Below are 14459 nucleotides of genomic sequence, written 5' to 3' on the forward strand. Positions count from 1 at the left end.
TATTCACATTGAAGGCATAGTCATAGCTCCAGTTGTCTGGTACCGCCATAAGGGTATTTTGGTACTTGGGCTTATCCTCCACGGAGATCATCTCGATGTATTTCTCGTCTTCTAAGCCTACGTATTCTTTGGCAAAAGAGTGGGCATCGTATATCTTACCGTTATACATAAAGGTCTTAGGTACGGCTCCTAAGTAGGTATCCATTTTCTTTTCAAAGACTTCCTTCCAGTTGTCTGGGAGTCTTTTCATCTTGACAAGTTCCTCTAAGTAAGGGGTCAAGTCCTTTTGCATCTCGTCAAAATTATTATAGGTAGCCCCATTGATAAGTCCGCTATAGGCCGATTGAGGAAGGGCGCCATAGCGGCGATAGCTATTGATCACATCATGAGGTTCGCCCCCATCGCCCCAGTTAAGGGCGCCTTGCATGCGTACATAGTTGATCGCCTTATCTAGATAAATCTTACGAGCGGTGTAGATTTCGGCCAAGTCCACCGGTTTCTTTTTCTTCTTTAGGGCCTCTGATTCCAAGAAAGAAGAGACCGCATAGCTCCAACAAGTACCACTCCATCCTTGGTTTTTTACCTCAGTGGCATCCAAGGCCAATATAGGGGTGATTTGGTAGTACTTTTGAATATCTTTTCCTTTGTTGTTTGCCAAGGCATTGATCAAGTTTTCTTGTGCCAAGGCCTGTCCTACACTAAGAAGTGCTAAGACAGAAAGCATTTTTTTCATCATCATATAGTAATTTGGATACGAATTAGCTGATATAGCCTGCTTTTTTATATTTTTTCACCAAGTCTTTAGGAGTACCCTTAAGGTTTAGCATGATCGCCATGGTCTTGTAGCGTACATAGTTCTTGGATACATATAGGTAACCTTTGTTATCATTATTAGTTCCCCAAGAATTCTTTACGATATAGTACTCTCTTCCGTTTTGGTCTTTCGCAAGGCCTACGATGTGCATGGCATGGTCATCGGTAGTCTCGTAGTTATCAAAAGCTTTTTGGCGCATCTCAGGGGTGATGGTCTTCTCATTCCAGTATACATGGAAATAGTCTTTTTGCTCCTGAGCGGAGAGGTCATTGTAGTCTTTTTCTGGAACAACTGCCAAGCCGTTTTTCCAGCTGAAGTATTTTTCTGATACGTCGGCTGCCCAAGCTACGGTATAGCCTTTGCTAAGAGCATAATCAATGGTACGGATGATATCCTCCATATTCACATTGAAGGCATAGTCATAGCTCCAGTTATCTGGCACTGCCATAAGGGTGTTTTGGTACTTAGGCTTGTGTTCTACTGAAAGCATTTCTATGTATTTCTCATCCTGTAGGCCTACAACTTCTTTGGCAAAAGACTGCGGATCGTACATCTTGCCATTGTACATAAAGGTCTTAGGTACAGCTCCTAAGTAGGTATCCAATTTCTGTTCGAATACCTCCTTCCAGTTGGCTGGTACTTTTTCACTAGCTACAATATCCTTGAGGTAACCCTCTAAGTCCTTTTGCATTTCCTTGAAGTTGTTCTTAGTAGCCCCATTGATAAGTCCTGTATAGGCTATCTGAGGCACGGCTCCATATTTGCGATAGATATTGATTACATCATGCAATTCGCCCCCATCGCCCCAGGTAAGAGCTCCGTGCATACGCAAGTAATTGATAGCTTTTTCCAAATACACCTTACGAGCGGTATAGATTTCGGCCAAATCCACCGGTTGCTTTCCTTTCTTGATCATTTCAGATTCTAAGAAAGAGGCTCCGGTATAGCTCCAGCAGGTACCACTATGGCCTTGTTCTTTGACATCGGTAACTCCTATGGCAAAAACAGGCTTGATTTGGTAGTACTTCTGTACATCCTTTCCTTGGTTATTAGCCAAGGCGTTGATCAGGTTGTCCTGTGCAAAGAGCGAACCCGCTCCCATAAGCATCAGCAATGAAAGTAATTTCTTTGTCATAATTAATAATTTAGAATACTATTTATACTGTATTTTTTCAATTTTTCTCGTCCTTTCAAAAAGTCCAATTCCATCAGGAAGGTGCATTGTACAACCTCTCCCCCCAAGCGTTCTATAAGGCGTGTTGCGGCCTGGGCGGTACCGCCGGTTGCCAATACATCGTCATGTAGGAGTACGCGCTCCCCTGGGGTGATGGCATCGGTATGGATTTCTATATTGCTACTGCCATACTCCAGGTCATAGTGTTCGCTTAGGGTCTCAGCAGGGAGCTTGCCTGGCTTTCGGATAGGGACAAAGCCTACCTGAAGGGCATGAGCAAGCAGCATTCCAAAAAAGAAACCGCGGCTCTCTATTGCAGCCACCTTATCGATTCGCACTCCTTGGAGCGGCGCTAAGAGCTTTTGCAATACAGCCTCGGTTGCTTGGGCATCTGCCAGTAGTGGGGTAATATCCTTGAATACCACTCCCTTCTTAGGGAAATCGAGAATATCTCGTACGTAATCTTGTATTTGTATATTATTCATTTATCATTGTTTACCTTCTGCAAAGGTACGTTTTTTCAAGGAAAAAACCTATTTTTAAATAGTTAATTATTAATGCGAATCAATAGTTAAAATAATACACTTTATATAGTAATTCATTGATATTCAATATATTCTTTTCTACATCCCCCCTAGCCCCCCCTCAAGGGGGGAATTGTAGGATGCTGAACTATCATGCTAGTGTCCAGTATATTCAAGTGTGATTGTTCAACATTCTACTTGATACCACTCTATAATTCCCCCCTTGAGGGGGGCTAGGGGGATGTAATTAGAAATCGTTAATAATGAGTTACTTACAACTTTTTCCTGATGTCTATATTTCTAGTCCTTTAACTATTGATTCGCATTATTAATCATTAAACATTATTGTATAACTCCATCTACGATACGGATGACACGCTGTGTTTGGGCGGCGATATCCTCCTCATGGGTTACGATAATGATGGTAGTGCCCAGGGCATTGACCTCTTTGAATATCTGCATCACCTCGGCGGTGGTCTTGGAGTCCAATTGTCCTGTAGGCTCATCTGCCAAAATCAGGGGAGCATTGGCTATGAGGGCTCGGGCTATGGCTACACGCTGCTTTTGTCCGCCTGAAAGCTCATTGGGGTAGTGTTTCGCCCAAGAGGCAATCCCTAAGGGCTCGAGCTTTTCCATGGCACGTGCCTCCCGCTCCTTCTTGGAAACATGCTGGTAGAAAAGGGGGAGTGCTACATTCTCCACCACATTCTTATACGCAATCAAGTTGGCCGCCTGAAAGACAAAGCCTATGTTCTTACTGCGATAGGCCGAACGCTCTACACTATCCAAAAGGCTCATATCCTGCCCATCGAAATAATAAGTACCACTATCGTAGGTGTCCAAGAGGCCTATGATGTTCATCAAGGTCGATTTACCCGAACCTGAAGCCCCCATGATAGAAACCATTTCGCCTCGATTCACCGTCAGATTGATCCCTTTCAAGACTTGTAGCGTATCATATTCGGTATGGTAGGCCTTTTTTATATCATTGAGCTGAATCATTTTGTACTACTTTATCATTAGCCGTAAGTCCGTTGGTAATTTCGGTATATTTACCATCTGAAATTCCCAATTCTATATACTTTTTCTCTATGTTTTGTCCATTTTTGACCCATACATAGGTAGAATCGTTCTTATAGGTAATGTATTTCTCCTCTATAGAGGGTACATTCCTCTTGCTATCAAGCACAATCTCTGCCGTAGCAGAATATCCGGAACGAATTACTGGCATTTGTGCATGAACGGGAAACTCAGCCTCCAGGGTATATTTCATAATCCCATTCTCCAAGGTTCCTTTGGAGGATATTTTAGTAATTTTGGCCTTGCTCTTAAGATCTTTGTAGGCGTTAAAAGCCAAGGTGATACTATCGCCTAAGTGGATATGCTCCAAGTATTGCTCTGCCAGCTGAGTACGGAAGACGAACTGTCCCATCTTGGCCAAGATAGCCACCGTAATCCCCGAATTAAGCGTGTTGCGCTCTATCACCGAAGCCCCTTCCTGCAAAGGTAAGTCGATGACAGTACCCGCAATACTGGACTTTACGATGTTAGAGGTCTCACTCTTGCCAGTTATCTTACCTGTTTTTTGGATTGCCATTTGCTTCTGTGCCGATAGGAGTTGTTCCTTAGCCGAATTGTACTCTTTTTCGACAGCTTCCATATTGGCTTTGGAGATCGTCTGTGCCTCAAAGAGTTTCTTAGAGCGCTGATAGGAAAGCTTGGCCGCATCAAAGTTGATCTGTGCCATCTTGACGTTATTCTCCAAGCGCTCTAGCTCCAAGGTACTGGGCACCAAACTGATAGAAGCCACCGCAGCACCCTCCTGTACGACATCTCCTATTTTGACGAAGATTTTATCCAAGACCCCAGAGAGTTGGGACTTGAGTTCTATCTCCTTGACCGGATACACATTACCTGGAATATAGATCTCCTCGCGGATATCTCTGTTTTCCATACGAACAGCATGCTGCTGCTCTGGTGCTTTGGGAGAGGAAAGCCAATAATATCCTCCTATGGCTAAGACTATGAGAATTAAGAAGATAAAAATCTTTTTCTTTGTTTTCATTTCTAAAAGGTTATAGGGTTATAGAATGATCGCTTTTACAAGGTTTTAGCCTAATCTCCTTATCGCTCCATTGCCGAAATCACGCATCACTTTTCATTTTTTTGTTTTTCTCCAAAGAGATTGAGTTTCCGCACCCAAAAGGTCTTCTTATAGGAGATGAACACATCCAAGACTAATAAAAAGAGTGCTATCGCTAAAAACCACTGGAACTGATCTTTGTAATCGGAGAACACCTGGGATTCATACTCGTTTTTTTCGATATTCTCGAAGGCTTTTTGTATATTGTCAAGTACCTGACGGGTATTGGCTCCATCGAAATACTTTCCAGAGCCCCCCTGAGCCAGCTCCTCCAATAGGGGTTGGTTGAGCTTAGTGATGACTACCTCCCCATTGCTATCACGCTTGGGAAAGGTAGCTCCATTTTCAGTGATAGGAATGGTGGCTCCCTGTGCTGTTCCCAGCCCAATGGTGAATATGCGAATTCCCCTATCCTTAACCTCCTGAAGTACATCCTCCACGCCTTGCTCGTGGTCTTCTCCATCGGAGAGGATCATCAGAATCTTCGAGGCTTGACCGGAGTTTTGAAAGTAATCAATAGCTGTCTGTATCGCATCTCTTATAGCGGTTCCTTGGGAGGAAAGCATATTGGTATTGATTCCTTCGAGGAATATCTTAGCCGCTGAATAATCCGAGGTAAGGGGCAGCTGTGGATAGGCCTGAGCGGCATAGGGGACAAAAGCGATTCGATCCCCATGCAATTGGTCTATGATTTGGGAGATCAGATGCTTGGCCTTTTCTATACGATTGGGCTTGATATCCTCGGCCAACATACTTTTGGATACGTCAATGGCAAAGACAATATCTACCCCTTCTCGCTTGACTGTCTCAAGCTTGGTACCTACCTTCGGATTGACCAAAGCTATGATGATAAAGAAACTTATAAGGCAGAAAAAGACGAACTTCACCCAGGGTTTGAAATAGGAAGTCTCTGGGGCTAAGCGCGAAAAAGTAGCCTTCTCGGCAAATCGCCTCACCGCTCTTGCTTTCCAATATTGCACCCCTATATAGAATAGAACAAAGCAGGGAAGCAATAGTAATAGATAAAAATATATTTTTTCTTCAAGATGTATCATACAAAACTTCTAAAAACAGTGTGTCGTAAACCAAATTCTGCTACCAAAAAGACCAAAGCCAAGAGCGCCCATGGGCGGAAATTCTCCTGATGTTGGTAGTACTTGAGCTCTTCTATTTTTGATTTTTCTAACTTGTCTATCTCAGTGTAGATTTGGGCTAATTTCTTATTGTCTGTTGCTCTAAAATATTGGCCTCCCGTACTTTTAGCAATCTCACTAAGCAGCTTATCATCTATCTCCACCGGTACCATATCATATTGTAGGGAACCATCAGGGTTATAGGCCACCGGAGAGAGTGCTTTGCCATTGGTACCTATCCCAATGGTATAGACACGAATGCCGTATTCTTTGGCTAATTCTGCAGCACTAAGGGGGTCTATCACCCCAGTATTGTTCACCCCATCGGTCATCAGGATAATGACCTTACTCTTGGTTTTGCTGTCCTTCAGTCGGTTGATGGCCGTCCCCAGTCCCATACCTATGGCGGTACCATCCTCTATCTCACCCTGCTTAATATCTTTAAGTGCCTGAAGCACTACGGATTTGTCGGTAGTGGCAGGTACCTTCGTATAGCTCTCCCCCGAATAGACAACAATTCCTATACGGTCGGACGTACGTTGTTCTATAAACTGGGAGGCGACTCGCTTTAGCGCCTCTATTCTATTGGGCTTGAGATCCTTAGCCAGCATACTGGAGGACATATCGATAGAGAGGATAATATCAATCCCTTCTGTGGTTTTGGTCTTGGTAATCTCCGAAGAAGAACGAGGACGTGCCAAGGCTACAATAAGCGCTGCTAAGGCAAGGCCTCGAAGTACATACAACAAAGGCCTAAGCGTAGTGCGCCAAGTACGTACCGCAGAGAACTGTTGCAGAGAGGAAAAAGATACGGCAGGTACCTCCTTCTTACGCCTAAACCATTGCCAGGCTATCAGCAAAGGAAAAAGTAAGAAAAGCCAAAAAAATTCAGGGTTTGCAAAAGTAATAGCTTTCATTTTTAATCTTCAAAAACATACATGCTTTCAAGGCTCAAAGTTACTATTTTTTTCGGAAATTCCCTATAGAAAAGTTGTTTTTTTTTCTTGAAAAACATTTTATATGGAAAAGGCTACCCTATAGGGCAGCCTCTTTTTTTGTTTTTACAAAACTATTTCTAATTAGTTTATTGCATTAGAAAGCTCAGTTCCTGGTTTGAACTTTACTACCTTTTTAGCAGGGATACTGATCGTTTTCCCTGTTTGAGGATTTCTTCCTTCACGAGCAGCCTTTTCAGTTACTGACCAAGAACCAAATCCTACCAAGGAGATTTTATCTCCATTTTTCAAGGTTTTTTCTACAGTTGCTAGAAAAGCTTCTAAGGCCTTTTTTGCATCGGCTTTTGAAAGTCCAGCCTCTTGTGCAATAGCGTCGATGAGTTCTGTCTTGTTCATAAAATAAATACTTAATTCGTTAAATACAGCACAAAAGTAAGGTTTTTATTGAGACTACCAACAACTTCATTCGAAAAAACACTGAAAATGAGAAACTTTATCGTTTTATTAATTCTTACTTTATGTTTTTATGAGAAAATGACTCAAATAATCAAGCGAAAAAATCCCCTTCAGCAAAGTGAAATCCATTAAGAAACTCCCGAGCAGTCATGCGCTTTTTGGAGGGAAATTGCAGACTTTCGATACACAAAAAGCCTCCTTGTACGGCTACCTCTATCTGCTTATCTTGTACCCGAATGCTTCCTATCGGAAGGGTATGAGTAGCCTCCTTGGGGATGGCCTCATATAGCTTTACGGCATAGGTGGCTCCCTGATGGTGTAGCTCAGCCCAAGCAGTGGGATAGGGTGCCATACCGCGTACAAAACGGTCAATTTCTTCCAAGGATTTGTCCCAAGCAATACGAGAGGTTTCCTTGTGTATCTTAGGCGCCTGCTTCTCTACAGCTTGTTTTTCTTGGGGTTGGGCTACCACCTTGCCTGAGGCGATAAGAGCGAGTGTCTCCACCACCAAGTCTGCCCCTACAGCCATGAGCTTGTCATGGAGCGTACCGGCGGTCTCCCTCGGGGCGATGGCCACTTCCTTTCTAAGGAGCATAGCTCCTGTATCTATCTGTTCGTCAATGAGAAAGGTGGTAACCCCTGTGGTGGTCTCCCCATTGATAATCGCCCAGTTGATAGGGGCTGCCCCTCGGTAGTCAGGGAGCAAAGAGGCATGCAGGTTGAAGGTACCTTTCCTTGGCATCTGCCAAACGACCTTAGGAAGCATGCGGAAAGCTACCACGACCTGTACATCGGCTTGGAAGGCTTTTAGTTCAGCTAAAAAGCCCTCATCCCTAAGGGAGACAGGTTGCAATACAGGTATTTGCTGAGAAAGAGCATATTTCTTGACGGACGATTCTTGCAGCTTCTGTCCGCGTCCTGCAGGCTTATCGGCCACCGTTACCACGGCTACCACCTGCAAGCCCTCCTCTACCATGTGTTGGAGTACTCCTGTAGCAAAATCAGGGGTCCCCATAAATATAATTCGTAAATCTTTCATCTTCTTTTAGTGATTAGTGGTTAGTGGTTAGTCATTAGTCGTTAGTCATTATCAAAGTATTCCATTAAGTTTAGAATGCAGCTTAGTGGTCTGCGTATCGGTAAGGCTGGCTACATAGCAGGTAATGGACAATATCTGCTCATAGAGTCCCTCCTGTTCTTGCAAATAGCGAGGGGGAATGGTCTTGAGGATAATCTGGTCATAAGAGGAGGTTTGCCCATGCCATTTGTGATAGACTGCCGTAAAATACACCCTTAGCAGATGCTGAAGGATTGCATAGCCAGCCAATTCCTTCTCTACCACCTGTGGCGATTGGTAGATATTGCCTACACTAAGGTCAATAATATCCTTGATTTGGGGCTTATATCTACTCTTCTCCAAAAGGGACATGGTCAGCTCGCCACGGAGCAACTTTTCCTCATTCTCCTCAAAGAGAGCTACGGCCTCCCCTATGAGTGTCCCTATGGAAAGAGCCCTGAGGTAAGCGATTCTATCCTGCTTATGGGAGAGTTGATAGTATTTTTGAGTAATTGTCTCGGGCTTGATACGGCTACCTCGTATGAGCTGTATGAGATACTCCAAGGCATTATCTTCAGAGACCCAGCCCAAATTGATACCGTCCTCAAAATCAATCAATGTATAGCAAATATCATCGGCCGCCTCCACCAAAAAAGCCAAAGGATGGCGTACATAGCGTGCCTCATTCCCTTCGCCTATAGGCAAGAGTGAAAGCTCTTGAGCTACCTGATGGAAGAAAGCCTTGTCGGACTGGAAGATATTGTATTTCTTGTCATACACCGCCCCAGTAGGCCTCACCGGCAGGGACTCTTTAGGATATTTGATAAAAGTGCCCAAGGTAGCATAAGTAAGTCGCAAACCGCCCTGTACTCCTGCGCGACTTTCAGTAAGTATCTTAAAACCATTGGCATTCCCCTCAAAGCTACATAGGTCGGAATATTCCCGATCGGAAAGCTGCCCCTGAAGTACACTCCCTTCATGATAGCGAAAGAAATCGCCTATAGCCTTCTCACCACTGTGGCCAAATGGCGGATTGCCTATATCGTGCGCCAAAGCAGCCGAGGCTACTATGGTACCAAAATCATTCATCTGGTAGCCTAACGCTTGCAAGTGGGGATACTTCTGAAGGACTTTGGCTCCTATGGCACGCCCTAACGAACGCCCTACTACAGAGACCTCCATACTATGGGTCAAGCGCGTATGTACAAAGCCTGAGCCTGAGAGGGGAATTACTTGGGTCTTGTCCTGCAAGCTACGAAAAGCCCCAGAGAAGACAATACGGTCGTAATCCACATCATAGCTCAGCCGTGTAGGGTCTTCCTCCTTACGTGAGCGAGTTTTGGTATCTCCTTGTTTGCGCAAGGATAGTAGGTGTTGCCAGTCCATCATTTGAGTTTTGAGTTTTAAGTTTTTAATTTTGAGTTGTAGAGGTCAAGAGAGTACCTTGCCAAACGCCTCAGCGTATTTGGTAGGGGTAAATTCAATGATTTGATAGGCAGCTATTCGATGCTCGTAAAAAGGATCTTGGGTAATAATCGCCTCTACCTCTCCCCTATTGCTTGCCTTAGACAAAATCACCCCACCTGTGCGAGGTACTTGCGCTCCCGAAGCTATAAAATGACCCGAAGCATAGTGCTTATCTAAGTAAGCACGATGGGCTTCCAAGTGCTTTTCTACCTCTGAAAGGTCTTTTTGATAGGTCAGAATAATGATATACATAAGATAGTTTTTAGTTGTTAGTGGTTAGTAATTAGTTATCAATTAGTTAACCACTAATCACTATTCGCTAATCACTAATTGCTCCAAAAGGCAAAGATAAAAAATTTTTTTGACCCTATCAATTTTTTTTATAGCATAATAGTGTGTATATCAAAAAAAAATAATATTTTTGCACCAATTAAAAAACATTAGTATGTCTCAAACAAGAAAAGCAACTAGTTTGCACAACAAAGTAACAGAGTTACTTCAAGCACAGATAGCAATGGAAGCCCATGCAAGTGCTACTTATTTGGCCATGTCTTCTTGGTGTGATGATCGTGGTTACAAGAGAAGTGCCGCTTTCTTCCTTAATCATGCTGACGAAGAACGTGGTCATATGCTTAGAATATTCAACTTCTTGAACGAAAATGGCGTAAGAGCCTTCTCTCCTGAAGTGACCAACATCCAACAGGAATACAAGAGCCTTAAGGATGTATTTGAAAAAACGCTTGAGCACGAAATCGCTGTTACCGACTCTATCAACAACATCGTGAAAGTAGCCCGCCAAGAGAACGATTTCGCTAGCGAAAACTTCCTACAATGGTTCGTTAACGAGCAATTAGAAGAAGAACGCTTAGTTCATGATATACTTGATATGTTCGAGTTCGTTTCCGATGAGAAACCATTCGCTATCAAACTTCTTGACGAGCGCGTTCCTCTCGAAAGCTAATCAAGTACCTAACAGAATAAAAGACTGCCTGAAAAGGGCAGTCTTTTTTGTTATTAGATGATCAGTTTTTCTTGTAGAGATGTCCTCTTATTTCATCTGTAGAAATAAAAAAATGTCCAAAACCTTTTTCTGTCAGCCCCAAAATAAGTTCCTTGTCTCTTGACCAAATTCTATGCTTGTACTGAAAGTACATAGCGATAAAAGGATAATCATCTTCGTCAATATCTTCTACAATAGTATATTTTTTTCCTTAGCCAAACGGTGAGCTACATTTCTATTGGTTTCTTTAGAAAGTGCCATAATAAATTCATAATCTTCAGGGCTTTCTTCTTCAAAAGCAGGCTCTACAACGGCTGATTTTTCCTTTGTAGTAGTCTTTTTTGTCTTTGTTTTAGTCTCCTTAAAGGAAACAAAACTGAATGTTTTAAGAAGTTCCACAAGGGCAGAAGCTTGTGGATGGCTCTCATTAATGGTAAAGGTCATAGACATAAGATTCTTATTTTGTAAGGCAAAAGTACAAAAATTATTCCAAAATAGGGATTAGTGAGTCGTTTTTGCTTTAGTCAAAAAGCAGAAACATCCAGTAGCTTTAAAGTGAAGTAATAAAAGTTAAGAATCCTAAAACTACCCCTACCAAATTGGGAATAATGAGGATATAATCTGGCTTAGGCTCTTTTGTCCAGCCATACACCACCCAGATAAGACAAGACCCAGCTGCAAACAAAGGTTGCCATGGTTGTGCTTTGTGCCCCTCTAAATTGGCCATAATTTGAGGAATATAGGCTACAAATACCGCCACTCCTATAAAGGCTCCTATGGAACCTACAAACAAATTAATTTTTTGCTTGATATTTCTTTTTTCGTTCATAATAATATAATTTTCCGCAAAGGTAGTAATAATTTTCGTATTTTGCAAAGAAACCTCAAAAATAATTAAAAAAAATTTTATTTTACACTCTGCGTAACGAAGCCTGTAATCTGCGAATATGAGGGTCTTCCACTACATCAATAATAGCTAAAATATCAGCAGGAATACGGATATGATGAGTGAGTAATATTAGGCTTTTTATCAATTTCTAAATTTACTAATCAGCCTCGTCAACTCTTCTGACACTTTATATTTAAGGAGAAAAAACAGACTCATTGCCCCTACAAGCAAGGATTTCAAACCAATATTCACCAACGGGTGAAAGGGAAAGTCCCAAAAGAAGAAACCTCCTATGGCTACGATACCAAAGAGAGTAGTCTGTAATGTTTCCTTATAAAAGGGTTGTAAGCCATACTTGCGATATACAAAAACCGACTTGAGTAGGTTATATGAACTAAAGGCAATCAAGGTCGCTACGCCCGCCCCATTAATTCCATAAATAGGAATGAGCCATCTATTCATCAGAACGGCACCTATGACCAAGAAAACACCCAAAAATAGCACGGTGCGATAGTAGGGAGAATTGAGCAATACGGCATTACTAAACCCCACTAAGGCATCGGAGAGCTTTACTACGGATATGATGATAAGCACCCCAAGCCCTGTGCTGTAATCCTTATCGGGCAAGAGGGCATAACACTGCTGGGCATTCACTACAATAAGTACACAAATGACCATACTCACAAAGTAAGTATTTACCGTACTGCGCTTATAGAGGTCCGCAAGCTCTTGAGGCTTCTGTTGGTTCATAAACTGTGCCGTGAGGGGACTTACAATCTGATACATACTGCGGTAAGGAATGGCTATCACTGTAGCGGTAAAGATAGCTACATTATATACCGCAATCTCACTAATAGGCAGGTATTGATTGAGCATAAACTTATCTATGTCCATCAATACAGAAGCTACCGAACCTGATAAAATCACAAACAAACTGTATAAAAAGACTTCCTTTTTGCCCTGTGGCAATCCCCAAGCAAAGGTAGGTCGGCGTACATAAAAAGCGGAAACAAACATCAAGAGCATACGCGAGGCATACACCCAAAACACCCCCCACATTAGCTGATGAAAATCAATAACACCAAAGTAAATGGCTACTAATAGAAGCATCACCCCTACCCTATGGAATACCTCCTTGAGGAAATTGCCAAAGACCGTTTTGAGTTGTACCCGCATCCACGCGTAAGCTATCTCAAAATAGGCCATAGCCACCGCCGTAAGGAATATTAGCCACACATACGGGCGCACTTCTGTATTCTTTGCCGAAAGCCATTGAGCGATTTGTTCATATGCCATACTCCCCAAAAGAGTAGCAGGGAGAATCACCAGTAGCGGCAAAAGGCAAAGCATCAGATTGAGTTTGCCTTGTTCCAGCCTATCGGTATAAGCAGAGTAATAGCGTACCCAAGTGTTGGACACCCCAAAGGCTATCAGTGGAGAGAGAATCGTAGCGGTGGAAGTAACATAACTTACCAAACCATATTGTGCTTTGGAAAGGAAATAGGTAAATAAGAAAAGGGTATTCAGTGCCCCTATGGCAAACCCGAGATAGGTAGCCACTACATTCTTAAATGATTGTCGGAGTACGATGCCCATAATATTTTTCTTTTAGTAATACTTTACAAATTTCTTATCCTGCAAGGCGGTGAGTTGTTCTGCTATAAGGGTATTCATATAGTTTTGAAGCTCTTCCAAGGTCTTCTATCTTTTCTAAAAATAGGTTTAAACGCTTTTTAAAAAGCTCAAAATTAAAGGGTATTGCCATAATGCTATTTATTTTATGAAACTAATTGTTTGTTTCCTCCTTATCTTCAAGTCTTATTGTATTGACTTCACCTAATTTCTTGGATTTCCAAACCCTTTCGGCTTGGAATTTGTTCAACCCTACAAAAAGAGAAGCATATTGTAATATCTCTTCCTTAGAAAATGCCTGTTGACTGATAGCAAACCAATTATCCCCATTGATAAGGCTCAGCTTGAGGTGAAAAAGTTTTTCTTTTGCTACTTGTCCTTTTACTTTGTCTACAATACGAGCGGCTGGGATTATGGTAACTTGTACCTTATCTATGGTAGGCATTTCAGTTCTTGTCACAGCTTCATTGCCATTGTGAGCTAAGGTATCTGCTTGTTTTTCTTGGTAATCATCCTCTACAAATAATTGCCATAGGTCGCCATTTTCCGAAAAGTATTCTATCCATTTCATCTTTTTGTTATTCATTTTCTTACTTTTTTACCCCTCCAACTCCTTGGGGTTTATCCCCAATACCTTGTGCCACGCTTGGGCGTTCTCACAGGTAGGGTCTATACCTTTGCCTTTGGTATAAAAAGGCTCCCATTGCCAATCTTCACCTCCAGTACACCCCACAGCAGCATAGTTCATTAGGAATTCCTTAAAGTTATCGGCTATATAAAGCCCGTGGTTTTCACTACCATCGTGGCTGAGGTAGACAACCTTGCCATAATTCTCAGGTTCCAACTCAATAGCTATATAATCGCCGTTGAACACTTTTTGAAAACACATTTTATTATGCCAAACACGGTCGTATTCATCTTCATAATTAGGAAAAACATCTTTCTGCCAGCCTGCTCTGTATTCTTCATAAAGTAATAAAAGGTCTAAACCAAAACGTAATTTTCCCGCAAAAGCTAATTTAAAATGCAAAACTACAAAAAATAATGTAATTAACTCATACAAAGAGGATTATTTTTTTTGATAGGAAGATAAGAGAAGACAGAGTCTTAGATGATTTGGACAGGCTTTTTCAAAATTAGGTTTCTAAATCGTTACCTAATGACTTGAAAAAATATTTTCATTAGTAGGTTATATTTCAGTGTTTTACACCTTT

At 42.1% G+C, this 14459-nt stretch carries 16 protein-coding genes and 4 pseudogenes; 1 reads left to right on the forward strand and 19 read right to left on the reverse strand.

The window, feature by feature from the left end; all coding sequences use genetic code 11:
• The 11 genes and pseudogenes from HMPREF1551_RS05235 to HMPREF1551_RS05285 all read right to left on the reverse strand — a co-directional run.
• Positions 1-736, reverse strand: a pseudogene (locus tag HMPREF1551_RS05235) (aminopeptidase); the annotation flags it as partial.
• A gap of 22 nt (positions 737-758) precedes the next feature.
• Positions 759-1949: an aminopeptidase C gene (locus HMPREF1551_RS05240; protein WP_021628016.1), complete on the reverse strand. Its 1191-nt coding sequence runs from the start codon at positions 1947-1949 to the stop codon at positions 759-761.
• A 2-nt stretch (positions 1950-1951) separates the two neighbouring features.
• Positions 1952-2473, reverse strand: a complete 522-nt coding sequence (locus HMPREF1551_RS05245) for an adenine phosphoribosyltransferase (protein ID WP_021628017.1) — start codon at positions 2471-2473, stop codon at positions 1952-1954.
• Between the two features lie 381 nt (positions 2474-2854).
• A complete protein-coding gene (locus HMPREF1551_RS05250; RefSeq protein ID WP_021628018.1) occupies positions 2855-3514 on the reverse strand; it encodes an ABC transporter ATP-binding protein in 660 nt (219 codons plus the stop codon).
• Positions 3498-4577, reverse strand: coding sequence for an efflux RND transporter periplasmic adaptor subunit (locus HMPREF1551_RS05255; RefSeq protein WP_021628019.1), 1080 nt, complete (start codon positions 4575-4577; stop codon positions 3498-3500). The genes HMPREF1551_RS05250 and HMPREF1551_RS05255 overlap by 17 nt, the downstream gene beginning before the upstream one ends.
• A gap of 86 nt (positions 4578-4663) precedes the next feature.
• Complete coding sequence (locus HMPREF1551_RS05260; RefSeq protein WP_021628020.1) at positions 4664-5710, reverse strand: VWA domain-containing protein; 1047 nt, start codon at positions 5708-5710, stop codon at positions 4664-4666.
• Positions 5707-6705: a vWA domain-containing protein gene (locus HMPREF1551_RS05265; RefSeq protein ID WP_021628021.1), complete on the reverse strand. Its 999-nt coding sequence runs from the start codon at positions 6703-6705 to the stop codon at positions 5707-5709. Before HMPREF1551_RS05265 ends, HMPREF1551_RS05260 begins: the two co-directional genes overlap by 4 nt.
• 162 nt (positions 6706-6867) lie before the next feature.
• Entirely contained in the window at positions 6868-7140 is a 273-nt protein-coding gene (locus tag HMPREF1551_RS05270) for an HU family DNA-binding protein (protein ID WP_021628022.1), read from the reverse strand.
• A gap of 151 nt (positions 7141-7291) precedes the next feature.
• The gene (gene fmt / locus HMPREF1551_RS05275) at positions 7292-8239 is read right to left on the reverse strand and encodes a methionyl-tRNA formyltransferase (RefSeq protein WP_021628023.1); all 948 of its coding nucleotides are present in this window, start codon (positions 8237-8239) and stop codon (positions 7292-7294) included.
• Positions 8240-8290: 51 nt separating this feature from the next.
• Positions 8291-9643, reverse strand: coding sequence for a dGTP triphosphohydrolase (gene dgt / locus HMPREF1551_RS05280; RefSeq protein ID WP_196800713.1), 1353 nt, complete (start codon positions 9641-9643; stop codon positions 8291-8293).
• Between the two features lie 45 nt (positions 9644-9688).
• Entirely contained in the window at positions 9689-9976 is a 288-nt protein-coding gene (locus HMPREF1551_RS05285; protein WP_021628025.1) for a YciI family protein, read from the reverse strand.
• A 193-nt stretch (positions 9977-10169) separates the two neighbouring features.
• Here HMPREF1551_RS05285 and HMPREF1551_RS05290 point away from each other — a divergent pair, with 193 nt between their 5' ends.
• A complete protein-coding gene (locus HMPREF1551_RS05290; RefSeq protein WP_021628026.1) occupies positions 10170-10685 on the forward strand; it encodes a ferritin in 516 nt (171 codons plus the stop codon).
• Between the two features lie 61 nt (positions 10686-10746).
• Here the strand turns inward: HMPREF1551_RS05290 and HMPREF1551_RS13385 are convergent.
• The 8 genes and pseudogenes from HMPREF1551_RS13385 to HMPREF1551_RS05315 all read right to left on the reverse strand — a co-directional run.
• Positions 10747-10926: pseudogene (locus HMPREF1551_RS13385) on the reverse strand (PIN domain-containing protein); the annotation flags it as partial.
• Positions 10914-11174 carry a hypothetical protein gene (locus HMPREF1551_RS05295; RefSeq protein ID WP_021628027.1) on the reverse strand — a complete coding sequence of 87 codons (261 nt, stop codon included), beginning with the start codon at positions 11172-11174 and terminating at the stop codon, positions 10914-10916. The pseudogene HMPREF1551_RS13385 and the gene HMPREF1551_RS05295, both read right to left, overlap by 13 nt.
• Before the next feature lie 100 nt (positions 11175-11274).
• Complete coding sequence (locus HMPREF1551_RS05300) at positions 11275-11553, reverse strand: SemiSWEET family transporter (RefSeq protein WP_034544346.1); 279 nt, start codon at positions 11551-11553, stop codon at positions 11275-11277.
• An 82-nt stretch (positions 11554-11635) separates the two neighbouring features.
• Entirely contained in the window at positions 11636-11758 is a 123-nt protein-coding gene (locus HMPREF1551_RS14330) for a hypothetical protein (protein ID WP_021628029.1), read from the reverse strand.
• Positions 11755-13209, reverse strand: coding sequence for a lipopolysaccharide biosynthesis protein (locus tag HMPREF1551_RS05305; protein WP_021628030.1), 1455 nt, complete (start codon positions 13207-13209; stop codon positions 11755-11757). Before HMPREF1551_RS05305 ends, HMPREF1551_RS14330 begins: the two co-directional genes overlap by 4 nt.
• Before the next feature lie 94 nt (positions 13210-13303).
• Positions 13304-13378 (reverse strand): annotated as a pseudogene (locus HMPREF1551_RS13620) (SMI1/KNR4 family protein); the annotation flags it as partial.
• Positions 13379-13399: 21 nt separating this feature from the next.
• The gene (locus tag HMPREF1551_RS05310) at positions 13400-13831 is read right to left on the reverse strand and encodes a hypothetical protein (protein WP_021628032.1); all 432 of its coding nucleotides are present in this window, start codon (positions 13829-13831) and stop codon (positions 13400-13402) included.
• A 12-nt stretch (positions 13832-13843) separates the two neighbouring features.
• Positions 13844-14257 (reverse strand): annotated as a pseudogene (locus HMPREF1551_RS05315) (SMI1/KNR4 family protein); the annotation flags it as partial.
• Positions 14258-14459: the final 202 nt, after the last annotated feature.

This window comes from Capnocytophaga sp. oral taxon 863 str. F0517 (genome assembly GCF_000466425.1).
Taxonomy (GTDB): Bacteria; Bacteroidota; Bacteroidia; order Flavobacteriales; family Flavobacteriaceae; genus Capnocytophaga.

Bases quoted from the DNA above. Each gene is read 5' to 3' on its own strand.
- HMPREF1551_RS05240 (WP_021628016.1), bottom strand. From the start codon at position 1,949: ATGACAAAGAAATTACTTTCATTGCTGATGCTTATGGGAGCGGGTTCG.
- HMPREF1551_RS05245 (WP_021628017.1), bottom strand. From the start codon at position 2,473: ATGAATAATATACAAATACAAGATTACGTACGAGATATTCTCGATTTC.
- HMPREF1551_RS05250 (WP_021628018.1), bottom strand. From the start codon at position 3,514: ATGATTCAGCTCAATGATATAAAAAAGGCCTACCATACCGAATATGAT.
- HMPREF1551_RS05255 (WP_021628019.1), bottom strand. From the start codon at position 4,577: ATGAAAACAAAGAAAAAGATTTTTATCTTCTTAATTCTCATAGTCTTA.
- HMPREF1551_RS05260 (WP_021628020.1), bottom strand. From the start codon at position 5,710: ATGATACATCTTGAAGAAAAAATATATTTTTATCTATTACTATTGCTT.
- HMPREF1551_RS05265 (WP_021628021.1), bottom strand. From the start codon at position 6,705: ATGAAAGCTATTACTTTTGCAAACCCTGAATTTTTTTGGCTTTTCTTA.
- HMPREF1551_RS05270 (WP_021628022.1), bottom strand. From the start codon at position 7,140: ATGAACAAGACAGAACTCATCGACGCTATTGCACAAGAGGCTGGACTT.
- fmt (WP_021628023.1), bottom strand. From the start codon at position 8,239: ATGAAAGATTTACGAATTATATTTATGGGGACCCCTGATTTTGCTACA.
- dgt (WP_196800713.1), bottom strand. From the start codon at position 9,643: ATGGACTGGCAACACCTACTATCCTTGCGCAAACAAGGAGATACCAAA.
- HMPREF1551_RS05285 (WP_021628025.1), bottom strand. From the start codon at position 9,976: ATGTATATCATTATTCTGACCTATCAAAAAGACCTTTCAGAGGTAGAA.
- HMPREF1551_RS05290 (WP_021628026.1), top strand. From the start codon at position 10,170: ATGTCTCAAACAAGAAAAGCAACTAGTTTGCACAACAAAGTAACAGAG.
- HMPREF1551_RS05295 (WP_021628027.1), bottom strand. From the start codon at position 11,174: ATGTCTATGACCTTTACCATTAATGAGAGCCATCCACAAGCTTCTGCC.
- HMPREF1551_RS05300 (WP_034544346.1), bottom strand. From the start codon at position 11,553: ATGAACGAAAAAAGAAATATCAAGCAAAAAATTAATTTGTTTGTAGGT.
- HMPREF1551_RS05305 (WP_021628030.1), bottom strand. From the start codon at position 13,209: ATGGGCATCGTACTCCGACAATCATTTAAGAATGTAGTGGCTACCTAT.
- HMPREF1551_RS05310 (WP_021628032.1), bottom strand. From the start codon at position 13,831: ATGAATAACAAAAAGATGAAATGGATAGAATACTTTTCGGAAAATGGC.